We start from the raw sequence: 24,990 nt of genomic DNA, 5'->3' as shown, positions 1-24,990 counted from the left end.
GGGCGTGTACCCGAATGTCCCGCGGCCCGTCCCGGGCCCGCCGCCGGCCCCCGGGCCGCAGCAGACCGATCCCCGCGCGGGGATCGACGAAGCCGTCGCGGGCCTGGACGAGCTGAACACGCTGCCGCTGACCGAGCACGTCGACCGGTTCGAGGCCGTGCACACCGAGCTCACCGTGGCCCTGTCCAGCATCGACAAGGTCTGACCGCCGTGCCCAGACGGGCCCGTCTGGACGCGGAGCTGGTGCGGCGCGGCCTCGCCCGCTCCCGCGAACAGGCCTCGGCACTCATCACCGGCGGCAAGGTCACCGTGCGCGGCATGGTGGCGGCCAAACCCGCGACCGGCGTCGAATCCGACGCGCCCATCGTCGTCCGGGACGAAGACGACCCGGGCTGGGCGTCGCGGGGCGCGCACAAACTCCTTGGCGCACTGGAGAAATTCGGTCCCGAGGGGCTCGAGGTCGAGGGAAAGCGCTGTCTCGACGCCGGCGCGTCCACCGGGGGCTTCACCGACGTGCTGCTGCGCGGGGGCGCGGCCACCGTGATCGCCGCCGACGTCGGCCGCGGCCTGCTCGACTGGCGGCTGCGCACGGACGAGCGCGTGGTCGTCCTCGACCGCACCAACGTGCGCAACCTGGCCCCGGACGACCTCGGCGGGCCGGTCGACCTCATGGTCGGCGACCTGTCGTTCATCTCGCTCAAGCTCGTGCTGCCCGCGCTGGTGGCCTGCGTGCGCGACGGCGGCGACCTGGTGCCCATGGTCAAGCCGCAGTTCGAGGTCGGCAAGGACCGCCTCGGCAGCGGGGGCGTGGTCCGCGACCCGGAGCTGCGCGCCGAATCCGTGCTCGGCGTGATCGAGGCGGCGGCGAAGCTCGGGCTCGCGTTGCGCGGAGTGGTGGCCAGCCCGTTGCCGGGGCCTTCGGGAAACGTCGAGTACTTCGTGTGGCTTAGGCGTCAGGACACGGGCGCCGGGGGCACCGGCGATGGCACTGTGGACAGTGCCGAGCGGCTCGTCCGGGCCGCCGTCCAGGAAGGACCCCAGTGACTCCCAGCCGACGTACTTCCTCCCGCGGAGGCGTCACCAGCACCGAACGTGAAGTGCTCCTCGTGGTGCACCCGGACCGGGACACCACCCGAGACGCGGCGCGTGACGTTTCCGAGCGGTTCAGCAAGGCCGGCATCCGGCTGCGCGTGACCGACGAAGAAGTCCGGCAGCTGATCGACCCGGACGGCTGCATGACGATGCCGTGCACGATCGTCGCGCCGCAGGACGATCCCGCGCGCGGGGCCGAGCTGGTGTTCGTGCTCGGCGGTGACGGCACGCTGCTGCGCGCGGCGGAGCTGGCGCGCCCGGCCGGTGTGCCGGTGCTGGGCGTGAACCTGGGCCGCGTCGGCTTCCTGGCCGAGGCCGATTCCGACGCGCTCGCCGACGCCGTGCAGCAGGTGGTCGACCGCGAGTACCAGGTCGAGGAGCGGATGACCGTCGACGTCTCGGTGACCTCCGGCGGCGAGGAGCTGTACCGCACGTGGGCGCTCAACGAGGCCAGCGTGGAGAAGTTCACGCGTGAGCGGGTGCTGGACGCGCTGATCGAGGTCGACGGCCGCCCCGTTTCGTCCTTCGGCTGCGACGGCGTGCTGTGCGCGACGCCGACGGGCTCCACGGCGTACGCCTTCTCCGCGGGCGGCCCGATCATGTGGCCGGACGTCGAGGCGCTGCTGGTGGTGCCGAGCAACGCGCACGCCATGTTCTCGCGTCCGCTCGTGGTCTCGCCGGACTCGGTGATCACCGTGGCGACCGACCCGACCGGCCCCAAGGCCGTGCTGACCTGCGACGGGCTGCGCAGCTTCGACATGCCGCCGGGCTCGCTGGTGCGGGTCGTGTGCGGGCACCGGCCGGTACGGCTGGTGCGGCTGTGGGACGGCGTGTTCACCGACCGGCTGGTGCACAAGTTCGGCCTGCCGGTGCGCAGCTGGCGCGAGCGCCGGACCGGCGGCCGCGCGGTCTGACCCGCCGCGACTCGCCCGCACAGGTGTTCGACCAGGGAAAAGAACATTTAACGGTGGTCGAGCGCACGGAACGTCGGTGGGGGCGGCTACCGTAGGCGTCGTGCTGGCCGAGATGCGCATCCAGGGCCTCGGAGTGATCGAGGAAGCCCTGCTGGAACTGCACCCGGGCTTCACCGTCGTGACCGGTGAGACGGGTGCCGGGAAGACCATGGTCGTGACCGGGTTGCACCTGCTCTCCGGCGGGCGGGCCGAGGCCTCCAAGGTCCGGACGGGAATGCTCAAGGCGTTCGTCGAAGGGCGGTTCACGCTCGGCAAGGCCGAGGCCGCGAGCCGGATCGTCACCGACGCGGGCGCCGACATCGACGAGGACGGCAGCGTGATCGCGCTGCGCACAGTCAGCGTCGACGGGCGTTCGAGAGCCCACCTCGGCGGCCGGACCGTGCCGGTCGGGGTGCTGGCGGACCTGTCCGAGCAGGTGATCGCCGTGCACGGGCAGAACGACCAGCTGCGGCTGCTGCGCCCGGCGGAGCAGCGCGCGGTGATCGACCGGTTCGCCGGCGAGTCCGTGGGCGAGCCGCTCACGGCGTACCGCGAGATCCGGGCCGAGTGGCTGGCCGTGATCACCGAGCTGAGCGAGCGGTCCAGCCGCTCGCGCGAGATGGCGCAGCAGGCCGACCTGCTCAAGTACGGGCTGAACGAGATCGACGCCGTCGCGCCCGAGCCCGGCGAGGACGTCGAGCTCACCGAGCAGATCAAGCGGCTGGCCGCGGTCGACGAACTGCGCTCGTCGGCGACCGAGGCGCACGCCGCCGTGTCCGGCTCCCAGGACGGTGACCCGGACGCGCCGGGCGCGCTCGGGCTGGTCGGCGAGGCGGTCCGGCGGCTCGCCACCGCCGAGGACGCCGTGCTGCGAGACCTCGCGCCGCGCCTGGAGGAGGCGTCGATGCTGCTCGGCGACGTCGGCACCGAGCTGGGCAGTTACATCGAGACGCTGGACGCCGACCCGGCGCTGCTGGAGAAGGTGCTGGCGCGCCAGGCCGACCTCAAGCGGCTTACCCGCAAGTACGCGGCCGACGTCGACGGGGTGCTGGCCTGGGCCGACGACGCCCGCCGCCGGCTGGCGTCCGTGGACACCTCCGACGAGGCGCTGGCCGAGCTGGCCGGCCGCCGGGACCAGCTGGCGGTGCGGCTGGCCGGGTACGCCAGCGAGGTCTCGGCCGCGCGTGGCAAGGCCGCCGCGGAGCTGGCGTCGGCGATCACCCAGGAGCTGTCCGGCCTGGCGATGGGGCAGGCCGAGCTGGAGATCACCGTCGAGCAGCGCCCGGCCGAGCACGGCGACCGGCAGGCGCTCGCGATCGACGGCCACGCGGTGCACGCCGGCGCCGAGGGCGTCGACGAGGTCGAGCTGCTGCTGCGCGCGCACGACGGCGCGCCGCCGCTGCCGGTGCACAAGGCCGCGTCCGGCGGTGAGCTCTCCCGCGTGATGCTGGCCATCGAGGTGGTGCTGGCCAACGTCGACACCGTGGAGACGCTGGTGTTCGACGAGGTCGACGCCGGGGTCGGCGGCCGGGCCGCGGTCGAGATCGGGCGGCGGCTGGCGCGGCTGGCCCGCACCCACCAGGTGCTGGTGGTGACGCACCTGCCGCAGGTGGCGGCGTTCGCCGACCAGCACCTCGTGGTCGACAAGGGCACCAGCGGCGGGGTCACGCGCAGCGGCGTGAAGCTGCTGGAGCCGGCCGACCGCGTGCAGGAGCTGGCGCGCATGCTCGCCGGCATGGACGGCACCGAGACCGGCCGCGCCCACGCCGAGGAGCTGCTGGCGGTGGCGGAGAAGGACAAGTCGGCGCCGGCGCCGAAGCGCAAGCGGGCCAAGAAGGGCTGACCACACCACATGATCTGGGCCACGGTGGCCGATGTAGAGGCCGATCTCGCCGAGGCGCGCCGCGATGCCGACCTGGACCGGTTCCTCGGGCTGCTCGGCGACGAGGAGCTGTTTGTGCCGATCCACCGGGCGGACGCCGAGAAGCTCGCCGACGAGCGCTCGTGGTCGTTCGCGAAAGCGTGCTGCGAGCACGACGGCGAGCCGTCGCTGCAGGTGTTCACCCGCGGCGCGCTGCCCGACCTGGGCGCGGAGGTGGTGTTCCTCAGCGGTGACCTGGACTGGGCGCTGCACGGGCTGGCCGGCGACGACCAGGTGGTGTTCAACCGCGGCACGCTCGGCGAGTGGCGGGTGACCGGCGCGGCCGTGCTGCACTGGCTGGACGCCAACCCGGACCGCGTCACGGCCGTCGAGCAGCAGGTGGAACGGCTCAACACCGCGCGCTACGGCCATTTCGACGGCCCGGTCGCGCAGGCGCTGGCCTGCGGGGCGCAGCAGGCCGCGCTCACCGCCGAGCCGTGGAACGTGCTCGACCCGCGTTATCACGACTACGTCGCCGAGGTCCGCGGCCTGCGCGACTGGTGGGGTGTCACCGACGCGGCGGACTGGCGGCGGGCGGTGGCCAGGCTGCTCGGCGACCAGTACGTGCTGACGCCGGGCAACCTCGTGCTGATCCTGCGGGCGCAGCACGACGAGGACCTGGACCCGGTGAGCTGGTCCGAGCTGGTCCTGCACTGGTGCGCGGAGAACGACGCCGGGCACCAGGCCGAGGCGCTGACCCGGGCGGTCGGCCGGATCGTCCGCTACGAGCAGCGGCTGCGGGCCGACGAGGTGCTGCCGCCGGACGGCGCCGTCGGCACGACGATCGGCTGGGACGTCGGCCGCGCGGTCGGCCTGGCGCGCTGGGGCCTGGCGGTCGGGCACTGCGACGCGCTGACGGCCGAGCTGATGGTGCTCGAGGCCGGCGCCGTGGCCCGCCGCTACCACCAGTCATGGGCCGAGCTGTCCGCGAGCTACCTGATGGGCCGGGTGCTCGCCCTGGACGACGAGGAGTTCGGCGAGGCGTACCTGTCCGCGGTGCGGGTCCACCACCTGCTGCTACAGGATCCCGCGAGCCCGTGGGTGAACCTCGCGTTCGAGCAGGCGGAACCCACCATCCAACCCTGAACGGACGCGCTCGGCGACATGGCTCACCACAATGAGTCACGTCGGCTTCGGCGCGTCGTGCGTCGTCCCACGCACAAATTTGTCACCATCAGCCACATGAAGCTCACCGGTCTGCTCGCGCGAAACCAGGAAGCCCTCCCCGGCGTCACCGGCGTCGCGCGCGTCGACCGCCGCACGCGGGAGCTGCTGCGCCGGGTCAGCGCCGGCGACGTGGTGGTGCTCGACCAGCTCGACCTCGACCGTGCGACGGCCGACGCGCTGGTGGAGGCCGAGGTCGCGGCAGTGGTCAACGCGTCGCCGTCGATCTCCGGCCGGTTCCCGAACCTGGGCCCGGAGATCCTGGTCGCCGCGGGCATCCCGCTGGTCGACTCGGTCGGCGGCGAGCTGCTGCGCACGGTCAAGGACGGCACCAAGCTGCGGGTGTTCGAGGGCGCGGTCTACCTCGGGGAGCGGCAGCTCGCCTCCGGCGACCAGCAGACCCCCGAGAGCGTCGCGGACCAGATGATCGAGGCCAAGGCCGGGATGTCGACGCAGCTGGAGGCGTTCTCGGCCAACACCATCGAGTTCCTGCGCCGCGAGCGCACGCTGATCCTCGACGGCGTCGGCGTGCCGGAGCTGCGGATGCCGCTGCGCGACCGGCACGTGCTGGTCGTCGCGGGCGGCAACGGCCACGCCGAGGACCTCAAGCGGCTCAAGAAGTACATCGGCGAGCACCGCCCGGTGCTGGTCGGCGTCGACGCGGGCGCCGACACCCTGCGCGCGCAGGGTTACACGCCGGACGTGATCGTGGGCGACCCGCACGGCATCGGCGCCGGGACGCTGCGCAGCGGCGCCGAGGTCGTGGTGCCCGCGCAGCCGGACGGCCACGCGCCCGGCGTCGAGCGGATCCAGGACCTGGGCATCGGCGCGGTGACCTTCCCCGCGTCCGGCAATTCCGAGGACCTCGCGCTGCTGCTGGCCGACGCGCACGGCGCGAGCCTGGTGGTCACCGTCGGGTTCCAGGCCACGCTGCGGGAGTTCCTCGACCACGGCCGGTCCGGCTCCAACCCCTCGACCTTCCTCACCCGGCTGAAGCTGGGCACGAAACTCGTCGACGGCAAGGCCGTCGCGACGCTGCACCGCAGCCGGGTGTCACTGGGCGCCGTCGCGCTGCTCGTCCTCGCCGCCGTCGTCGTGGTGATCGCGGCGTTGCTCGTCTCCGACGTCGGCTCCGTCTACCTGGACTGGATCCAGCACACCTGGACCACGTTCACGACCTGGGTGAAGGGGCTCTTCCGGTGATTTCCCTGCGCTACCACATCGTTTCCATCACGGCGTGCTTCCTCGCGCTGGCCGTCGGCGTGGTGCTCGGGTCCACCGCGCTCAACGGCTCGCTGCTGTCGGGGCTGTCGGACCAGAAGAAGGACCTCGGCACGCAGGTCTCCGACCTCGAGGCCCAGCGCAACGCGCTCAACGCGCGGCTGTCCGACGCCGACTCGTTCGCCGGCTCCATGGGGCCCAAGGTCGTCGCCGGGCAGCTGGACAAGCGCACGGTGGTGCTCGTGACCACCGAGGACGCGCGCCCGGCCGACCGCGACGCGCTCAAGCAGCTGGTCTCCCAGTCCGGCGCTTCGGTGACCGGCGAGCTGCAGCTCACCGGCGCGTTCACCGACCCGGACAAGGCCGACCAGCTGCGCGACGTCGTCACGCGGCTGCAGCCGGCCGGGTCGAAGTTCCCGACCGCGGGCGACTCCGGCACGCTGGCCGGCGCGCTGCTCGGCTCGGTGCTGCTGCTCGACAAGACCACCGCGAAGCCGCAGGCTACTGGGGACGAGCTGGCCGCCGCGCTGGGCGGGCTCACCGACGGCGGTTTCGTGAAGCCGAGCCAGGGCGTGCAGCCCGCGCAGCTGGCGATCGTGCTGACCGGCTCGCAGGAGACCGGTGACGGCGCGGGTGACCGGGCTGCGACGATCGCCCGGTTCGCGACGCAGCTCGACCGTTCCGGCGCGGGCACCGTGCTGGCCGGCGACCAGGGCTCGGCCGACGGCTCCGGCGCGCTGGGCGTGGTCCGCGCCGACACCTCCGCCACCTCGATCCTGTCCACTGTGGACAACGTGGACTCGGCCGCCGGCCGGGTCGCGACGCTGATGGCCCTGCGCGAGCAGCTCGACGGCGGGGCCGGCCGCTACGGCATCGCCGGCAACGCCCAGGCGCCCGCCCCCGGCGTCAGCTCCGCCGGGAACTAACGCCCCACGCACGTCGGCGGCGGGCCGCGATCTCTTCGAGGGTGGGAGATCCGCGGTCCGCCGCCGACTCGTGCGGGTCGGCGTCAGCAGGCGCCGTTGTCGGCCCAGACGTTCTGGCTGCCGCCCGGGGTGTCACCTTGCGTCCACCACTTGGCCGTCCACTTGTGACCGCCGTAGGACACGACCGCGCCGCCGCTGTAGGCCTGCGTGGTGTTCCACGCCGTGGCCGCGCAGGTGCCGGGCGGCCCGGTCGTCGGGGTGCCGCTGCCCGAGCAGGCGCCGTTGTCGGTCCAGACGTTCTGGCTGCCGCCGGGGGTGTCGCCCTGCGTCCACCACTTGGCCGTCCAGCTGTGGCCGCCGTAGGACACGACGGCGCCGCCGTTGTAGGCCTGGGTGGCGTTCCACGCCGTGGCCGAACACGAGCCGCCGCCCGGGGTGGTCGGCGTGGTCGGAGTCGTGGGCGTGGTCGGTGTCGTCGGTGTCGTGGGACTGGTCGGCGGAGTGGAGCAGTCCGGCGTCGAGCTCGCGAGCCCGTTGACGACCGCGTTGAACAGGGTCGAGCCCGGGTCCAGGTCGTAGAGGGAGAACATCATCGCGCCGGCCAGGCCGTTGCAGTGGATGTAGTCCGTGCGCGCCTTGATCGACTGCGGTGACGAGCCGCCGTAGAAGTTCGTGCCGTCGTAGAACCAGGCCGCCTGGGTGGTCGGGTCGTAGAAGGTGTCGGCCGGGTTGTCGACGACCCCGGACAGCTCCTTGTACATCGCGACGCCGGGCACGTTGCCGCTCAACGGATGACCGGCCGATGGCCCGGACGCCGTCTGGTACAGCCCGTGGTTCGAGCCGGCGGGCACGCCCGTCCAGCCGCGGTAGTAGAACGGGATGCCGAGCGTGAGCTTGTTCGCCGGGAACCCGCCGGGGATGCCGTACGGCGGATCACCGTTCGTGTAAGCCTTCACCACCGAGTCGATCGTGTACTTCTCGGTGCCCGGCGGAATGGTGCCGGACGGGTCGTTCGGCGAGCTGTAGAGCGGGTCCTGGAAGTTCGTCGGGCCGGTCGCGTCCCAGGCGCCGTGCATGTCGTAGGTCATCGCGTCGCCGAAGTCGAGGTAGTTGCCGATCTTGTCGGTCTGCAGCTTCGCGATCTTGTCCTGCCCGCCCGGCAGCGCGGCCGAGAGCGAGTAGTGCTTGCCGCCGAGGGCGTCGAGCTCCGAGCGGAATTCGGCGAGCAGCGCGGTGTAGTTCGCGGTGTCGTTCGGGCTGACGTGGTTGCCGAGGTGGCCCCCGGCCGCGCCGGGGTACTCCCAGTCGATGTCGAAGCCGTCGAAGATGCCGGCCGCCGTGCCGGGGCCGCCGTAGCCGCCCTGCGAGGGCAGGTTGCCCTTGATGAACATGTCGATGCAGGAGCTGACGAACTTTTTGCGCGAGGCGTCGGTCGCCGCGGCGTCGGAGAAGTACTTCGAGTAGGTCCAGCCGCCGAGCGAGAGCACCACCTTCAGGTTCGGGTGGCGGGCCTTCAGCTCCTGCAGCTGGTGGAAGTTGCCGACGATGGGCATGTTGTACGAGTCGGCCGTGCCGTCCACGCTGATGTCGGAGCCGAAGGACTTCTGGTAGTCGGCGAAGGCGTCGCCCGCGCCGTCACCGGCGTTCGGGTCGTTCTCGCCGCCGGGGTCCGGGGTGCTGGCCTTGGTGTTCTCGAAACAGGTCAGGTTCGTCGGATCGACGTTCTCGAAGTCGTAGAGCAGGTAGTCGACGTTGTTCGCGAGCGCGTCGACGTTCTTCGGGTAATAGGCGTTCTGGTAGATGCTCCATTGGTCGTAATAGGCGATACGCGTGCCGCCGGACGCCGCGGGGCTCGCCGCCGGGGCGTTCGCCGCGCCCTCCGCGGCCGGTCCGCCGAGTGTCGTCAGCCCGGCCACGACCACCGCGGCGGCGGCCGCGGATAGCCAAGCCATCCGTCTGGATACCTTGTGCTGCATGGTGTTCTCCCTCACGCAGGCGAGCGCCCCGCCACGCACCGGGGTGCGCGGAGGGGGCTCGCGAACTGTGGATCACAACGTGAGCGGTACCAGCCCGTCCTGAATGTGAACCCGTGCTGGGGGAGAGTCAATACTTTGGACTAGACCAATTCCGGGGCGTGGGCGCTATCGGCCCTGTTGTCCGGAAATCCCTCCGATGGTCGGACCCGGTGTCACTTGAGCGGCGGGTCGAGCGGGAAGCAGGACAGGCGCACCGCCCAGGTGTCGCCGCCGGCGGGCAGGGGCATCTGCTTCAGCGCGCCGGCCGCGGCGGTGTCGTGGGCCTCCTCGGCGGCCGCGTGGAAGATGTCCGCGGCGATCGACTGGTCGAAGACCCCGATCTGCTGGTGCGGCCACGAATCGGCGCCGTGCAGCGCGGCCGGGATCAGCCGGTCCACGACCTTGCGCAGCGTGACGCCGTTCGCCGCCCGGTACCCCCAGACGTCGATGCCCAGGTTGTGCCCGACCTCCGCCATCCGGCCCCACGCGGTGAGGTTGAAGTTCACGTAGTGCCACGAGATGGTGCGCGTCAGCTCGAGCGGCTGGTCGCCGTTCGCGTCGAACTGCACGGGGAAGCGCTTCTTCTCCGCGTCGCGCACGATCTTCTTCGCCGTGTCGGTCTTGCCGAGGTACGCGGCGGTGGCGGCGTTCTGCAGGTCGAGGAACGTGCCGTGGTTGTTCGTGGCCGCCAGTTCCAGCTTCGCCTGCGGGCTGGTCTGCATCCAGCCCAGGTACGACGTGAGCCACGAGCGGACGCCCGAGCGGTCCTGGCCGGTCCAGCCGGGCGCCCCGCTGTCGAGCAGCGCGAACGCGTCGAGCACCTGGGTGAACGACTGGGTCGAATCGATGATGCCGGTGCCGGAGATGGTGTCCTTGCACGGCACGATCTGCGAGTACGTCATGTTCGGGTTCATCCGCGTGGCCGGGTCGAGGAACCAGGTGCGGATGTCGAGCGCGGCGCGCTGCGCGTACTTCGCGTCGCCGGTGTAGTACCAGGCGGTGCTGAGGTAGTAGATCGCGTCCCACGCCACCATCCGGTAGGTGTGGTCGGTGATCGCGTCGGCCTCGGGGTTGCGCTGGCCGTCGCGGTTGACGTACGGGCAGCCCTGCGGGTTGTCCGGGGTCTTCGGCTTGCTGGCCCACTGGTACGGCGCCTGGCTCTGGTAGTCGTGCTTGTCGCCGCTGGGCGGGGTGGTGGGCTTGTCCATCACCGACCACGGCCCGGCGGTGAGCGCGTCGTCCGCCTTGGCCAGCACCGTCTTCAGGGCCGCCCGCTGCGCCGGGGTCGCGGTGCCGTGGTCGAGCGCCGCGCGTACGGCGGCGAGCTTCTTACCGTCTGTCACCACGGTGTGCGGCGCCCCGGGGGCGGCCGTCGCCCCGCTCAGCGGGACGACCGCGAGCGTGGCGGTGAGGATGGTCGTGCCGAGCACGCGTAATAGCCTTCGCACTTCTCGAACGCCCTTTTCGGTCGCGGGGATGCCAACGATTCCCCACTGGCTACCGGGCGGCGGTGCGGTTGTGGCGCCCGGAATTCTGCTGGGCGGCGCGGCCGGTGTCAATCGGCCGACTGTGATCTGGACCGCCGAACCCGGACTCCGGTCGGCGGCCACGGTCGTGGGAATGACATCGTGGGGCCCGATGGAACAGCCGACTCTCAGGGACGACACAGTCCATTCACAGCCGGGGTGGCGAGTCTGGCGCCAAGACCATCTCCGACCCCAGGAGCGTGCCCGAACCATGAGCACCACCCAGATCGCCCGCCCGGCGGCGCGCGCTTCGACCCGGCCGTCCCACTTGTACCAGTTGGACCTGTTCCGGGTGATCACCTTCGCGTTCGTGATCTTCATGCACGTGCTGGGCGCCACCACGTTCCCGCAGGACGTGCACTCGGACGCGATCGAGGGGCTGCTGCACTTCACCCGCCAGGCGTTCTTCGCGCTGAGCACGTTCGTGCTGGTTTTCCAGTACCGGGACCGGCCGCTGGCGGTCGGGAAGTTCTGGCGCCGCCGGGTGCCGCTGGTCGCGGTGCCGTACGTGCTCTGGTCGGTGGTCTACTGGGCGTACTCGCTGGCCACCTCCGAGCAGCCGCCGCCGTCGGCCGGCGCGGCGCTGCGGGCGCTGGTGATCGAGATCGGGACCGGGACCGCCTGGTACCACCTGTACTTCCTGCTCGTGACCCTGCAGGTGTACCTGCTGTTCCCGCTGCTGATGAAGCTGGTGGGCGTGATCCGGCGCCGGCCGTGGCTGGTGCTGGCCGTCTCCGGCGCGATCCAGATCGCGGTCACGCTGTTCCTGAGCCACCCGCCCGCCAGCGTCGACTACACCACCGTCACGCGGTTCTACACGACGCTGCTGCCGTACCAGTTCTATTCGGTGCTGGGCGCCGTCGCGGGGGTGCACCTGAAGGCCGTGCACGGCTGGCTGCTCCGGCACCGCTGGCTCGTGGTCGGCGGCCTGGTGGCGTCGCTCGGGGTGGCCGAGGCGGGCTACTTCTGGAACGTCCACAACGGACTGTGGCCGGAGGTGGCGAGCGACGCGTTCCGGCTGTACCTGATCCCGTGGTTCGTCGCGGCCATCGCGGCCATCTACCTGGCGGGCGCGCGCTGGAGCGAAGGCCGCCGGCGCGGCTCCCGGTTCGTGTCGTGGGCGGTGGACCGGTCGTTCGGCATCTTCCTCTCGCACCCGCTGGCGCTGGCCCTGCTCAGCCCGCTGATCGCCCTGGTCGGCGACGGGGTGGGCGCTCCGTGGACGACCATCGTGGTCTACCCGGCCACGGTGGCGCTGACCCTCGTGATCGTCGAGGTCCTGCGGCGCCTCCCGTGCAGCAAGGTGCTGACCGGACGCCCGCCCCTGCGGGCGGCGGCGAAGGTGGCTTAGCCGCTCGGCCAGGTGCGTTTCTTCTCCAACGGCCGCGCGTACGAGCCCGCGCGGCTGGTCGTCAGCTTCAGCGCCACGAGCGACTCCGCGAGCCGCACGGCCGCGGCGACGCCGTCGACCACCGGGATGTCCAGCATCGTCGAGATCCGGCGGTCCAGGCCGGTCATGCCCGCGCAGCCGAGCACCAGCACCTCGGCCCCGGCGTCGCGGACGCGGCGGGCGGCGGTGAGCAGCGCGGACTCGGTACGGCGCTCGTCCCGCAGGTCCAGCACGCCCAGCCCGGCGCCGACGACGGCGACGCAGTTCGGCGCGACGCCCGCCGAGTGCAGGCTGTCCTCGATCAGCCCGCACGTGCGGTCCAGCGTGGTCACCACGCCGTAGCGGCGCCCGAGCAGGCACGCCAGGTGCGCGGCGGCCTCGGTGATGTCGACGACCGGCACGTCGAGCAGCTCCCGCGCGCCCTCGCGGCCGTGTTCGCCGAAGCCGGCCATCACCACGGCGTCGAACGGCTCGTCGGCATCGTCGAGGCCACGCAGCAGGTCGAGCACCGCGGCGGCGGAGAGGAAGCTGTCGAGCCAGCCCTCCGCCGACTCCGGGCCCCAGCCGGGCGTGCGCGCCAGGATCTCGGTGCCGGGGCTCGCGGCGGCGCGCGCCCCGGCCGCGATCTCCTTGGTCATCGCCTCGGTGGTGTTGCAGTTGGTGACGAGGATGCGCATCAGGCGGCCGCCGCCCGCTGCTTCCGCGCGACGGCCCAGTACAGCAGCCCCGAGGACGCCGTGCCGATGAACCACGAGTACGGCGAAGCGGGCGCGAAGAACGGCACGAGCGCGATCACGGCCGAGAGCGCCGCGGTGGGCAGGAACGTCGCGATCGCGCGGGGGTTCACGCCGTGCCGGTAGTGGTACGGCCCGCCCTTCACGAAGAGCTGCGCGACGTCGACCCGGGCCCGCCGGATCAGGTAGTAGTCCACGATCATGATCCCGAACAGCGGGCCGAGGAACGCGCCGAGACCGCCGAGGAAGTAGTTGACCACCGCGGGCGAGGAGTAGAGCTTCCACGGCAGCACGCACAGCGCGGCGACGGCGCTGATCATCCCGCCGACGGTGAACGAGATCCGCTTCGGCCAGATGTTCGCCAGGTCGTAGGCGGGGGAGACGAAGTTCGCGACGATGTTCACGCCCATCGTGGCGATCGCGAAGGTGAGTGCGCCGACGACGAGCACCGGGGTGTTGTGCACCCGGGCGAGCAGCTCGGCGGGGTCGGTGATCGCCTCGCCGAACAGCTGCAGGCTGCCCGCCGTGACGATCACCGAAAGCAGCGCGAACGCCGTCGAGTTGATCGGCAGGCCCCAGAAGTTGCCGCGCCGCACCGTTTTCTGGTCCGGGGCGAAGCGGGAGAAGTCGCAGAAGTTCAGCATCAGCGTGCCGTAGACGGACAGGATCAGCCCGGTGGCGCCGAACCACTGGCGCACCTGCTCCCCGCCGGAGAGCCGTTTCGGGCTGCTGGTCAACGAGATCTGCCAGTGCCCGGCGGCCAGGATCCACACCGCGAGCGCGATCATCACGGCCCAGATCAGCGGGCCGCACCAGTCCTGGAACTTGCGCACCGACTCCATGCCGCGGGTGAGGATGAGCGCCTGCGCCGTCCAGAGCGCGATGAAGCAGATCCAGCCGAGCGCGTGCAGGCCGAGGAAACCGTGCTCCGTCAACGGTTTCAGCCCCGGGTCGATGGCCAGCACGAGCAGTGTGATGGCGACGCTGGCGAGGTAGGTCTGGATGCCGTACCAGAAGATGGCGATGACCGCGCGGATGAGCGCCGGCAGGTTCGCGCCGAACGTGCCGAAGCTGATCCGCGCGACCACCGGGAACGGCACGCCGGTGCGCTGGCCGATGCGTCCCATCAGGTTCATGCCGACGTAGATCAGCACGAAGCCGAACAGCAGCGCGGTGAACACCTGCCAGGCCGAGAGCCCGAGCACGAACAGCCCGGCGGCGAACGTGTAGTTGCCGAGGTTGTGCACATCGGACATCCACAGCGCGAAGATGTCGTACACCTTCCAGCGGCGGTCCTTGGCCGGCGCGAGGTCTTCGTTCCACAGCCCGGGGTCGGGCGGCGGGTCGGTGTCCTGCTGGGTTCCGGTGAGCGGGGCGGCGGTCATGCGGGCCTCCGGTCGACGTGCCGGGCAGTTTTGGTATCCCAAAAATTGGTATCCCAAATATCACCCCGAGGTCCGTCTGGGTCAACCCTCCGGCCGATAAGCTCCTGTTACCAATCCGATCGAAAAGTAGGCCGACCCGTTAACCGGAAGCGACCTACGTTCCGCCGTGACTGTCGGTCGGATTGGTAACGATCGGCGCAGTACGTCGGGTTACGGCGGTGTGAGGGAGGGATCAGTGGCCACAGTCCCGGAGCGGCAGCCGCTCGCGGCGACCCGGCAGCGCGTGCGTGACGAGCTGCGCGAACGGATCCTCACCGGGCGGCTCAAGCCGGGGGACCGGCTGGTCGAGCGCGAGCTGGCCGAGGGGCTCGGCGTCTCGCGCGTGCCCGTCCGCGAGGCGATCCGCAGCCTGGAGGCCGAGGGCTTCGTGGTGGTGCAGTCGCCGCGGCGGGTCGTGGTCCGTCAGCTGGCGCGGGTGGACGTGGAGGAGCTGTTCGACGTCCGCGAGGCGCTGGAGAGCCTGGCCGCGGGCCTGGCCGCGGCGCGCGCGGGCAAACCCGAGCTGCGCCGGCTGGAGCGGCTGCTGTCCGACGCCGCCCGGGCCACCGCCCGCGGCGAGTCCGCGCGGATCGCGGTGCTGAACAGCCGCTTCCACGACGAGATCGTCGCCATCGCTGGCAATGGCCTGCTCACGTCGCTGCTGCAGCCGCTCGAAGGCCGGCTCCGCTGGCTGACCAGCCAGAACGAGCACTGGACCGACCTGCTCGACGAGCACCATCGCCTGGTGGACGCCATCGCGTCCGGCGACGGGGCGCGCGCCCGCGAGTACGCCGCCGAACACGTCCGGGTGAACCGTGAGGTCACCCTGCGGGCGCTGTTCGGTGAGGACGCGGACGGCGAGCGCCCGGCGGGCTGAACCAGCTCGTGAGTGGCTATGCCGGTTCTAACCGTTCTGAACACTCACGAGCCCGGTCCAGGTCTCGACGAATTCCGGGAACGTCTTGCCCACCGTGGCCGGGTTCTCCACGCGGACGCCTTCCACACGCAGCCCCAGCACGGCGGCGGCCATGACCAGGCGGTGGTCGTCGTAGGTGTGGAAGACGCCGCCGTGCAGCGGCGCCGGGGTGATGCGCAGGCCGTCGTCGGTCTCGGTGACCGCGGCGCCCAGCGCGGAGAGTTCCGTGGCCAGCGCGGTGATCCGGTCGGTCTCGTGGCCGCGGAGGTGGGCGACGCCGGTGATCACCGACGGCCCCTCGGCGAAGCACAGCAGCGCGGCGACCACCGGGGTCAGCTCGCCGACCTCGTGCAGGTCCAGCTCCACGCCCGGGATCGACGAGCCCCCGGTGACGGTCAGGCCCGAGGCGTCCAGCTCGACCGAAGCGCCCAACGCCGGCAGCAGCGTCCGCAGCCAGTCGCCCGGCTGCGTCGTGTGCTTCGGCCAGCCCTTCACGCGCACGCGGCCGCCCGTGGCGACGGCGGCGACCAGGAACGGCGCGGCCGTCGACAGGTCCGGCTCCACCACGTACTCGGGGCAGGACAGCTTCGTCGGCGCGACGTGGAACTCCGCGCCCTCGCGCGCCACCGTGGCGCCGAAGCGGCGCAGCATGTCCAGCGTCATCGCGATGTGCGGCTCGCTGGGCGGCGCGTCACCCACCAGCCGCACGGTCACGCCCTGGTCGAAGGACGGCCCGGCCAGCAGGAGCGCGGAGAGGAACTGGCTCGACGCCGAGGAGTCGAGGTCCACTTTGCCGCCGCGCAGCCCGGCGTCGCCCTGGACGGTGAACGGCGGCGCGCCGCGGCCGTCGTCGTCGATCCGGGCGCCGAGCCGGCGCAGGGCGGTCAGCAGCGGGCCGATGGGACGGCGGCGGATCGCCTCGTCGCCGTCGAACAGCACCGGCGCCTGGCCCAGCGTGGCCAGCGCGGGCGTGAAGCGCGCGACCGTGCCAGCGTTGCCGAGGGTGACCGTCGCCGGCTCGGCGCGGCTGCCCGACAGCGGGTGCACGAGGAACCCGTCGGTGGTCGCCTCCGAGCGGCCGCCGAGCGTGGTGAGCGCGCCGAGCATCAGGCGGGTGTCCCGCGAGTCGAGCGGCACGCGCACCCGGGTCGGGGCACCCGCGAGCGCGGCGAGCACGTAGGCGCGGTTGGTGATCGACTTCGAGCCGGGGACGCGCACTTCGGCGTCCAGGGGAGCCGTCGCGACCGGCGCGATCCAGTGGTCTTCGTGCGCATTCGTCACGCGCCGAAGCCTAGCGCCGCCTGTCCGGCCGGTATCCGGGCGTGCTCGTTCCGGTCCGCGAAACGCCCGGGTGTGCCCGCCGGTGAGCGGTTCGCCGTAAGTGGGATATGCTGGCGGCCCGTGGGACTTCAGTCGCGGGCTACCAAATTTGTCTTTGTCACCGGAGGCGTTGCCTCCTCTCTGGGTAAGGGTCTGACGGCGTCCAGCCTCGGGCAACTCCTTACCGCACGTGGGCTCCGGGTCACGATGCAGAAGCTTGATCCGTACCTCAATGTCGACCCCGGGACGATGAACCCGTTCCAGCACGGTGAGGTGTTCGTCACCGACGACGGGGCCGAGACCGACCTCGACATCGGGCACTACGAGCGCTTCCTCGACCGCGACCTCGACGGCAAGGCCAACGTCACGACCGGCCAGGTCTACTCCGAGGTGATCGCCAAGGAGCGGCGGGGCGAGTACCTCGGCGACACCGTGCAGGTGATCCCGCACATCACCGACGAGATCAAGGCGCGGATCACCGCCGCCGCGGTGCCGGACGAGGCGGGCAACTCCCCGGACGTCGTGATCACCGAGGTCGGCGGCACGGTGGGCGACATCGAGTCGCTGCCGTTCCTCGAGGCGTGCCGCCAGGTGCGCCACGACGTCGGGCGCGACCAGTGCTTCTTCCTGCACGTGTCGCTGGTGCCCTACCTCGCCCCCTCGGGCGAGCTCAAGACCAAGCCGACCCAGCACTCGGTGGCGGCGCTGCGCAACATCGGCATCCAGCCCGACGCGCTGGTCTGCCGGGCCGACCGGGAGATCCCCGAGGACCTCAAGCGCAAGATCGGCCTGATGTGCGACGTCGACACCGAGGCCGTCGTCGCCTGTCCGGACGCCCCGTCGATCTACGACATCCCGAAGGTGCTGCACCGCGAGGCGCTCGACGCGTACGTGGTGCGCCGCCTCGGCCTGCCGTTCCGCGACGTGGACTGGACGGTGTGGGGCGACCTGCTCGACCGGGTGCACAACCCGAGCGAGACCGTGCGGATCGCCGTGGTCGGCAAGTACATCGACCTGCCGGACGCGTACCTGTCGGTCACCGAGGCCCTGCGCGCGGGCGGGTTCGCCCACCGCGCCAAGGTCGAGATCGTCTGGGTGGCCTCCGACGACGCGCAGACCGCGTCCGGCGCCGCCTCCGTGCTGTCCGATGTGGACGGTGTGCTGATCCCGGGCGGGTTCGGCATCCGCGGCATCGAGGGCAAGGTCGGTGCGATCGAGTACGCGCGCACCCGCGGCATCCCGCTGCTGGGCCTGTGCCTCGGCCTGCAGTGCATGGTGATCGAGGCGGCGCGGCACCTGGCCGGCGTCGAGGACGCCAACTCGGCGGAGTTCGACGAGAACACCAAGCACCCGGTCATCTCCACGATGGCCGACCAGCGCGACGTGGTCGCGGGCGAGCGCGACATGGGCGGCACCATGCGGCTCGGCGCGTACCCGGCGAAGCTCAAGGCGGGCTCGCAGGTCGCGAAGGCGTACGGCGGCACCGAGGTGTCCGAGCGCCACCGTCACCGCTACGAGGTCAACAACGCCTACCGCAAGCAGCTCTCCGACGCGGGCCTGGTCTTCTCCGGCACCTCGCCGGACGACCGGCTGGTGGAGTTCGTGGAGCTGCCCGCCGACGTGCACCCGTTTTTCGTCGGCACCCAGGCGCACCCCGAGCTGAAGAGCCGCCCGACCCGGCCGCACCCGCTGTTCAGCGCGTTCGTCAAGGCCGTGGTGGACCGCAAGGTCGCCGAACGGCTGCCGGTCGAGCTCGCCGAGGCCCCCGTGGCGGCACGGTGACCGAGCCGGGCAAACACGAGTTCACCGTCGCGGGCAGCCGCGTCGTCCACATCGGACGGGTGGTCGGCCTGCGGATCGACGACGTGGTGATGCCCGGCGGCGAGACCGCGGCCAGGGAGGTCGTGGAGCACCTCGGCGCCGTCGCGATCCTCGCGCTCGACGCCGGCGGCGCGGTCACGATGGTCCACCAGTACCGGCACCCGCTCGGGCACCGGCTGTGGGAGCTGCCCGCCGGGCTGATCGACCACGTGGGGGAGGAGCCCGTCGAAGCCGCGAAGCGCGAGCTGGTCGAAGAAGCCGGGCTGGCCGCCGGGGACTGGGCGACGCTGGTCGACGTCGCCGCGTCGCCCGGGTTCACCGACGAGGTGGTCCGGGTGTTCCTCGCCCGTGACGTGTCCGATGTGGACCGTGAGGTGCTCGGCGAGGAGGAGGCCGACCTCGTGGTGCGGAAGTTCCCGCTGGCCGACGCCGTCGCGATGGCGCTGTCCGGCGAGCTGGTGAACGGTGCGACCGTGTCCGGCGTGCTCGCCGCGCACGCCGTCGTCACCGGGGCCGCCCGGACCCGCCCGGCCGACGCGCCGTGGCGCGACCGGCCGACCCGGTTCGCCCGCCGCCGCGCCGAGGGCTGAAGCCGTCCCCGCCCGTGGCTGCCGCGCGTCGGCGGCCACGGGCCGGGATGCGGCATAGAGTGTCCGGGTGACGGGCGCGGGCAGGACCGGGGTGGACGAGGTGATCGCCGCGTACCTGGACCACCTCGTCGTCGAGCGCGGCACCGCCCGCAACACCCTGGACAGCTACGCCCGCGACCTGCGCCGGTACGCCGCGCACCTCGCCGCGGCCGGCGTCACCCGGTTCCCGGACGTCACGTCCGCGCACGTCACGGCGTTCGGCGCGGCCCTGCGCGAGGGCGACGCCGAGCACCGGCCGCTCGCCGCGTCCTCGTCCGCGCGGGCACTGGTCGCCGTGCGCGGGCTGCACAAGTTCGCCCACGCCGACGGCATCACCGAGCACGACCCGGCGCGTGAGGTCCGCCCGCCCGCGCCGGCGAAGCGGCTGCCCAAGGCGCTGCCGGTGACCGACGTGCTCAAGCTGCTCGAAACCCCGCCGCCCGAGGGCGAGCGCGCGCTGCGCGACCGGGCGCTGCTGGAACTGCTCTACTCCACCGGGGCCCGGATCTCCGAAGCCGTCGGGCTCGATGTGGACGATGTGGACGACGGCGACCGCACCGTGCTGCTCGACGGCAAGGGCGGCAAGCAGCGGCTGGTGCCGATCGGCCGTCCCGCCGTCGAGGCGCTGCACGCCTACCTCGTGCGCGCCCGGCCGGTGCTCGCGGCGCACGGGCGCGGCACGTCCGCGATCTTCCTCAACGCCCGCGGCAGCAGGCTTTCCCGGCAGAGCGCGTGGCAGGTGCTCAAGGACACCGCCGAGCGCGCGGGCATCACCGCGGGCGTCTCGCCGCACACGCTGCGCCACTCCTTCGCCACGCACCTGCTCGAAGGCGGCGCGGATGTCCGTGTCGTCCAAGAACTTCTGGGCCACGCCTCGGTGACCACGACGCAGGTGTACACGCTCGTCACGGTCAACACCCTGCGCGAGGTCTACGCCACCGCACACCCCCGTGCGCTGGGCTGAATGGCGCATAAGGGCATTAGCTAGCTGTGGTGACTTCGCGCCGCCGCCCCGGCGCGGCGCTTTGCCGGGGCTCCGACTCCGCGCATAGGCTGCCGTGGACTTTGCCGAGACAAGGAGCTTTCCCGCCATGTCGACACCGAACCAGCCGAACCAGCCGGCCAGGCCGGCCGCGTCCGCCGGGTCGGCCGCGGCGAGCCTCAGCCACGCGACCATCGCGACTCCCGCCGAGCACGACGGCGACGAGCCGGCCCGGCCGCTGAGCCGCGCGGAGAGAGCGCGGGCGCGGGCCAGGGAGCGCGAGGAGAGCGGGATCGGGCCCACCGGCCGTCCGCTGCGCGAGATCCCCGAGCCGCAGCCGCTGGACCGGCACGGGCCGGCCAAGGTCCTCGCGATGTGCAACCAGAAGGGCGGCGTCGGCAAGACCACGTCGACCATCAACCTGGGCGCGGCGCTCGCCGAGTGCGGCCGCCGGGTGCTGCTCGTGGACTTCGACCCGCAGGGCGCGCTGTCGGTCGGCCTCGGCATCCAGCCGCACGAACTCGAGCAGACGGTCTACAACGTCATCATGGAGCGCTCGGTCAACGTCGAGGACGTGCTCCGCAAAACCCGCGTCGACGGCGTTGACCTGCTGCCGAGCAACATCGACCTGTCCGCGGCGGAGGTCCAGCTCGTCGCAGAGGTAGGGCGCGAGCACACGTTGTTACGGGTCCTTCGTCCGGTCATGAACGACTACGACTATGTTCTTGTCGACTGCCAGCCCTCGCTCGGCCTGCTGACGGTGAACGCACTGACCGCCGCGGACGGTGTGGTCATCCCGCTGGAATGCGAGTTCTTCAGTCTGCGAGGCGTTGCGCTCCTGATCGACACGATCGAGAAGGTGCAGGAACGGCTCAACCCCAAACTGGACATAGTCGGGATTCTCGCCACCATGTACGACCCGAGAACCCTGCATTCGAAGGAGGTCATGGCTCGCGTGGTGGAGGCATTCGGCGACACCGTGTTCGACACGGTGATCAACCGCACGGTGCGGTTCCCCGAGACGACAGTCGCGGGTGAGCCGATCACGACCTGGGCGCCCAAGTCCGCCGGCGCGGCCGCTTATCGCGCGCTGGCCCGCGAGGTGATCGCTCGGTGAGCAGGCGCGCTTCCCTGCCCGGAGCGTCGGAGCTCTTCCGCCTCACCTCCAGCCCGTCGACGCCGGCGCTCGACCGGCCGCCCGTCCCCGCTCCCCCGGAGCCGCTCCCGGAGCCGGACCCCGAGTCCGGGCAGCTCTCCCGCAGCGCCGCGCGCAGCGGCTCTGGCCGCACGAAGCACGACGCGAAGATCACCGTGTACGTGTCGGGCGACGAGCTGCTCGCGATGGAGCAGACCCGGCTGAACCTGCGGGCCAAGCACAGCCTGATCGTCGACCGCGGCCGGCTGGTGCGCGAGGCCGTGGCGGTGCTGCTCGCGGACTTCGACCAGCACGGCGAGGAGTCGGTGCTGGTCCGGCGATTGCGCGCGGGCGAGGACGACGAAGGCGAAACCGAGGGCTGATGGACGAACCGGCATCGGCCCAGCAGCCGGAGCCGGACGCGGCGGCCCCGGAAGCTCCGGCGGTCTCGGAAGCTCCGGAAGCCTCGGTGGGTTCGGAAGTCTCGGTGGGTTCGGAGGCGGACACGCCGATCCAGCACGAGACCGTGCACGGCGGAACCGTCCCCGAAGGCCTCGCCGAGGAACTGAGCACGTCGAGGTTCAAGGTCCACCTGGCCAACTTCGAGGGCCCGTTCGACCTGCTGCTGCAGCTGATCTCGCAGCATCAGCTGGACGTCACCGAGGTAGCGCTGCACCGCGTCACCGACGACTTCATCGCCTACACGCGCGCGCTCGGGGCGGACTGGAACCTCGACGAGACCACGGAGTTCCTGGTCATCGCCGCGACCCTGCTCGACCTGAAGGCCGCGCGGCTGCTGCCGGCGGCGGAGGTGGAGAGCGAGGACGACCTGGCGCTGCTGGAGGCGCGGGACCTGCTGTTCGCGCGCGTGCTGCAGTACCGCGCGTACAAGCAGGTGGCGGCGCTGTTCGGCGAACTCGAGCAGGGCGCGCTGCGGCGCTACCCGCGCTCGGTGGCGCTGGAGGAGCGGTACGTCGGGCTGCTGCCCGAGGTGATGCTGGGCGTGACGCCGGAGAAGTTCGCGGAGATCGCCGTGGCGGTCTTCCGCCCCAAACCGCCGCCGACGGTGTCGCTCGCCCACCTGCACATGGGCCGGGTTTCGGTGCGCGAACACGCGGCGCTGCTGCGGGTCAAGCTGGCCGCGGCCGGGCAGGCGACGTTCAAGGAACTGGTCGAAGACTGCGAGCACACGGTCGAGATCGTGGCGAGGTTCCTCGCGCTGCTGGAGCTGTACCGGGAGTCCTCGGTGCAGTTCGAACAGCTGGAGGCCCTCGCCGAACTGCACGTCCGCTGGACGGGCGGCACCATGGCGGAGGCCTCGGCCGCCGCGGACCAGGACCGCACCCTGGCGGAGGAAGAGGAGTACGGGTGAGCACCGAAGACCCCACACCCGCCACCAACGACGAGATCCCCGACCTTGATGCTCTGGCCGAAATCGGTCAGCTTGCTGAAGTGGAGGGGAGCGGCGACGCGGGCACGGCTGGTGACGCGGCTTCGCTTGACGATGCGGCTTCGCTTGGCGACTCGGACGCTGCTGGCGACGCGGCGAAGCCGAGCGAAGAGGCTTCGAGTGGCGAGCCGGAGCTGACTGGCGAAGCGGTGGCACCGAACGAAGCAGCTTTGCAGGGCGAAGTGGCTTCGTCGAGCGGAGTGCCTTCAGGCGGTGCGGCTGAGTTGACTGGCGAAGCGTCGGTACCGAGCGAAGCAGTCTCAGAGGGCGACGTGGCTTCGGAAAGTGAAGCTGCTTCGGAGAGTGAAGCGGCTTCGCTGGGCGAAAAGGCTACCGGAGGTGAGGCAGGTCTGGCTGGCGAAGCGGTGGCACTGAGCGAAGCGGCTTCGGGGGATGGAGCGGCTTCAGAGGATGAAGTGGCTTCGTCGAGTGAAGCGCCTTCGGGCGGCGAGGCGGAGTTGGTCGGCGAAGCGGTGGAACCGAGCGAAGCAGTCTCGGAGGGCGAAGCAGCTTCGCTGGGCGAAGCGACGCCTTCGGGTGAAACAGCTTCGGACGGCGAAGTGAGTGCGACCGACGAGACCGATCCGGCCACGGACGACGCCGACAATGGCGCAGCCGATGTCGCCACGGGGGAAGGCGAAGCGGTTTCGGAGGGTGCGGCGGTTTCGTCTGGCGAAGCGGCGCCTTCGGACGAGGTGGCTTCGCAGGGCGAAGCTGCTACGGCCGACGAAAGTGACTTTGCCGCCCAGCCCGAGACTGGCCAGCCCGAGACTGCGCAGCCCGGAGACGCCCAGTCCGAAGCAACCTCGCAAGAAACCCCGGCCGACCCCCTGGCCGGCTCCACGACTGACCCCACGACTGACCCCACAGCCGAAGACCAGCCTCCCCCCGAAGACCCCGAGTCCGGCCTGGTCGCCGCCGGGGATGAGAACGAGTTGCCCGACGTCAGTTCCGACGAGGCGCTCGAGGCGGCGCTCGAGGCGTTGCTCCTGGTGGTCGATTCGCCGATCAACGAGGAGGCGCTCGGCGACACCGTCGGGGAGTCCGTGGCGCGGGTCACCGTCGCGTTGCGGACCATGGCGCAGAAGTTCACCGAGCGGGTCAGCGGGATCGACCTGCGGCGAGTCGGTGAAGGGTGGCGGTTCTACACTAGGGACACCTACGCCCCGTTCGTGGAGAAGCTCCTGCTGGACGGCCAGCGGTCGAAACTGACCAGGGCCGCGCTGGAGAGCCTCGCCGTGATCGCGTATCGGCAGCCGGTGACCAGGGCCAGGGTCGCCGCGGTGCGGGGCGTGAACGTGGACGGCGTGATCCGGACGCTGCTGGCACGCGGGCTCATCGAGGAGATGGGCACCGACCCCGACACGACCGGAACGCTGTATGTGACGACCGAGCTGTTCCTGGAGCGACTGGGGCTGTCGTCACTGAACGACCTGCCCCCGATCGCTCCGTTGCTACCCGAAGTGGACACCATCGATGACATCTGACGAACACCCCGACGGCGTCCGGCTGCAGAAGGTCCTTTCCCAGGCCGGCGTTGCCTCCCGGCGCGCGGCCGAGGACCTGATCGTGGCCGGCCGGGTGGAGGTGAACGGCGAGGTCGTCACCGAGCTGGGCCGCCGCGTCGACCCGGTCGAGGCGGTGATCCACGTCGACGGCACGCGCGTGAACCTCCGCGAGGACCTCGTCTACCTCGCCTTCAACAAGCCCAAGGGCGTGCACTCCACGATGTCGGACGACCGCGGCCGCCCGTGCGTCGGCGACTACCTGCGCGGCCGCTGGGAGGAGACCCCCGGCGTCGTCCACGTGGGACGGCTCGACGAGAACACCGAGGGCCTGCTGCTGCTCACCAACGACGGCGACCTCGGCCACCGGCTGATGCACCCGTCGTACCGCGTGCTGAAGACCTACCTGGCCGAGGTCGACGGCCTCGTGCCGCGCGGGCTCGGCAAGGAGCTCCGCAACGGCTGGGAGCTGCCGGACGGCCTGGTCAAGGTCGACCAGTTCCGGGTTAAGGACATGCACTCCGGCAAGACCATGCTGGAGCTGGTGATCCACGAGGGCCGCAAGCACATCGTGCGGCGGCTGATGGCGTCCACCGGGCACCCGGTGCGCAAGCTCGTGCGCACGGCGGTCGGTGACGTCCAGCTCGGCAACCAGCGCCCCGGCACGATCCGCCGCCTGACCCGCGGCGAGGTCGGCTCGCTGTACCGCACGGTCGAGCTGTGACGCCACCGAGGTGACACCGCAGCCGGCTGTCCGCACCGTGAAACTCTGAGCTGTTCGGGGGTCCGTCGGAAAGATCCCCACTTTCCGCCCTAACGCCCGCGCGGCCGCCCTCCTAGCTTGATCGGATCCGAGACGGCTGGGA

General features: G+C 71.5%; 22 protein-coding genes. 17 read left to right on the top strand and 5 right to left on the bottom strand.

Annotated elements, in window-relative coordinates; translation table 11 throughout:
• Positions 1–4: 4 nt before the first annotated feature.
• From OG943_RS18285 to OG943_RS18255, 7 genes are all read left to right on the top strand, one after another.
• Positions 5–205: a hypothetical protein gene (locus OG943_RS18285; protein WP_328610992.1), complete on the top strand. Its 201-nt coding sequence runs from the start codon at positions 5–7 to the stop codon at positions 203–205.
• A 5-nt stretch (positions 206–210) separates the two neighbouring features.
• Positions 211–1,044, top strand: coding sequence for a TlyA family RNA methyltransferase (locus OG943_RS18280; protein WP_328610991.1), 834 nt, complete (start codon positions 211–213; stop codon positions 1,042–1,044).
• Entirely contained in the window at positions 1,041–2,006 is a 966-nt protein-coding gene (locus OG943_RS18275; RefSeq protein WP_328610990.1) for an NAD kinase, read from the top strand. The genes OG943_RS18280 and OG943_RS18275 overlap by 4 nt, the downstream gene beginning before the upstream one ends.
• Before the next feature lie 100 nt (positions 2,007–2,106).
• A complete protein-coding gene (gene recN, locus OG943_RS18270; protein ID WP_328610989.1) occupies positions 2,107–3,888 on the top strand; it encodes a DNA repair protein RecN in 1,782 nt (593 codons plus the stop codon).
• Positions 3,889–3,897: 9 nt separating this feature from the next.
• On the top strand, positions 3,898–5,052 hold the full coding sequence (locus tag OG943_RS18265) for a DUF1266 domain-containing protein (protein ID WP_328610988.1): 1,155 nt from the start codon (positions 3,898–3,900) through the stop codon (positions 5,050–5,052).
• Between the two features lie 96 nt (positions 5,053–5,148).
• Positions 5,149–6,333, top strand: coding sequence for a putative cytokinetic ring protein SteA (gene steA / locus OG943_RS18260; RefSeq protein WP_328610987.1), 1,185 nt, complete (start codon positions 5,149–5,151; stop codon positions 6,331–6,333).
• Complete coding sequence (locus tag OG943_RS18255; protein ID WP_328610986.1) at positions 6,330–7,277, top strand: copper transporter; 948 nt, start codon at positions 6,330–6,332, stop codon at positions 7,275–7,277. The genes steA and OG943_RS18255 overlap by 4 nt, the downstream gene beginning before the upstream one ends.
• A gap of 83 nt (positions 7,278–7,360) precedes the next feature.
• On the opposite strand, the gene OG943_RS18250 is transcribed toward OG943_RS18255, so the two are convergent.
• Both OG943_RS18250 and OG943_RS18245 read right to left on the bottom strand, forming a co-directional pair.
• Positions 7,361–9,229 carry a glycosyl hydrolase family 18 protein gene (locus tag OG943_RS18250; RefSeq protein WP_328610985.1) on the bottom strand — a complete coding sequence of 623 codons (1,869 nt, stop codon included), beginning with the start codon at positions 9,227–9,229 and terminating at the stop codon, positions 7,361–7,363.
• 236 nt (positions 9,230–9,465) lie between these two features.
• Positions 9,466–10,722 (bottom strand): alginate lyase family protein, encoded by a 1,257-nt coding sequence (locus tag OG943_RS18245; protein ID WP_328610984.1) that lies wholly within the window; start codon positions 10,720–10,722, stop codon positions 9,466–9,468.
• A 307-nt stretch (positions 10,723–11,029) separates the two neighbouring features.
• Here OG943_RS18245 and OG943_RS18240 point away from each other — a divergent pair, with 307 nt between their 5' ends.
• A complete protein-coding gene (locus OG943_RS18240; protein WP_328610983.1) occupies positions 11,030–12,169 on the top strand; it encodes an acyltransferase in 1,140 nt (379 codons plus the stop codon).
• On the opposite strand, the gene OG943_RS18235 is transcribed toward OG943_RS18240, so the two are convergent.
• Positions 12,166–12,885: an aspartate/glutamate racemase family protein gene (locus OG943_RS18235; protein WP_328610982.1), complete on the bottom strand. Its 720-nt coding sequence runs from the start codon at positions 12,883–12,885 to the stop codon at positions 12,166–12,168. The two genes, OG943_RS18240 and OG943_RS18235, sit on opposite strands and share 4 nt — an antisense overlap.
• Positions 12,885–14,327, bottom strand: coding sequence for an NCS1 family nucleobase:cation symporter-1 (locus tag OG943_RS18230; protein WP_328610981.1), 1,443 nt, complete (start codon positions 14,325–14,327; stop codon positions 12,885–12,887). Before OG943_RS18230 ends, OG943_RS18235 begins: the two co-directional genes overlap by 1 nt.
• A 235-nt stretch (positions 14,328–14,562) precedes the next feature.
• Between OG943_RS18230 and OG943_RS18225 the strand changes: the two genes are divergently transcribed.
• Complete coding sequence (locus OG943_RS18225; protein ID WP_328610980.1) at positions 14,563–15,243, top strand: GntR family transcriptional regulator; 681 nt, start codon at positions 14,563–14,565, stop codon at positions 15,241–15,243.
• Between the two features lie 27 nt (positions 15,244–15,270).
• On the opposite strand, the gene aroA is transcribed toward OG943_RS18225, so the two are convergent.
• Complete coding sequence (gene aroA, locus OG943_RS18220) at positions 15,271–16,563, bottom strand: 3-phosphoshikimate 1-carboxyvinyltransferase (RefSeq protein WP_328610979.1); 1,293 nt, start codon at positions 16,561–16,563, stop codon at positions 15,271–15,273.
• 120 nt (positions 16,564–16,683) lie between these two features.
• On the opposite strand from aroA, the gene OG943_RS18215 reads away from it, so the two are divergent.
• The 8 genes from OG943_RS18215 to OG943_RS18180 all read left to right on the top strand — a co-directional run bounded on the left by OG943_RS18215 (position 16,684) and on the right by OG943_RS18180 (position 24,848).
• Positions 16,684–18,384 carry a CTP synthase gene (locus OG943_RS18215; protein ID WP_328610978.1) on the top strand — a complete coding sequence of 567 codons (1,701 nt, stop codon included), beginning with the start codon at positions 16,684–16,686 and terminating at the stop codon, positions 18,382–18,384.
• Positions 18,381–19,013, top strand: coding sequence for an NUDIX hydrolase (locus tag OG943_RS18210; RefSeq protein WP_328610977.1), 633 nt, complete (start codon positions 18,381–18,383; stop codon positions 19,011–19,013). The genes OG943_RS18215 and OG943_RS18210 overlap by 4 nt, the downstream gene beginning before the upstream one ends.
• Positions 19,014–19,113: 100 nt before the next feature.
• Positions 19,114–20,016 carry a site-specific tyrosine recombinase XerD gene (gene xerD, locus OG943_RS18205; protein WP_328612091.1) on the top strand — a complete coding sequence of 301 codons (903 nt, stop codon included), beginning with the start codon at positions 19,114–19,116 and terminating at the stop codon, positions 20,014–20,016.
• Between the two features lie 127 nt (positions 20,017–20,143).
• Positions 20,144–21,151 (top strand): ParA family protein, encoded by a 1,008-nt coding sequence (locus OG943_RS18200; RefSeq protein ID WP_328610976.1) that lies wholly within the window; start codon positions 20,144–20,146, stop codon positions 21,149–21,151.
• Positions 21,148–21,552 carry a cobyrinic acid a,c-diamide synthase gene (locus OG943_RS18195; protein WP_328610975.1) on the top strand — a complete coding sequence of 135 codons (405 nt, stop codon included), beginning with the start codon at positions 21,148–21,150 and terminating at the stop codon, positions 21,550–21,552. The genes OG943_RS18200 and OG943_RS18195 overlap by 4 nt, the downstream gene beginning before the upstream one ends.
• Positions 21,552–22,541, top strand: a complete 990-nt coding sequence (locus OG943_RS18190) for a segregation and condensation protein A (RefSeq protein ID WP_328610974.1) — start codon at positions 21,552–21,554, stop codon at positions 22,539–22,541. The genes OG943_RS18195 and OG943_RS18190 overlap by 1 nt, the downstream gene beginning before the upstream one ends.
• A gap of 908 nt (positions 22,542–23,449) precedes the next feature.
• On the top strand, positions 23,450–24,106 hold the full coding sequence (gene scpB, locus OG943_RS18185) for an SMC-Scp complex subunit ScpB (protein ID WP_442874793.1): 657 nt from the start codon (positions 23,450–23,452) through the stop codon (positions 24,104–24,106).
• Entirely contained in the window at positions 24,096–24,848 is a 753-nt protein-coding gene (locus OG943_RS18180; RefSeq protein WP_328610973.1) for a pseudouridine synthase, read from the top strand. The genes scpB and OG943_RS18180 overlap by 11 nt, the downstream gene beginning before the upstream one ends.
• The last annotated feature ends 142 nt before the right edge of the window (positions 24,849–24,990 follow it).

Origin of the sequence: Amycolatopsis sp. NBC_00345 (assembly GCF_036116635.1) — a bacterium.
Taxonomy (GTDB): domain Bacteria; phylum Actinomycetota; class Actinomycetes; order Mycobacteriales; family Pseudonocardiaceae; genus Amycolatopsis.
This window is presented reverse-complemented; position numbering and strand designations above follow the sequence as displayed.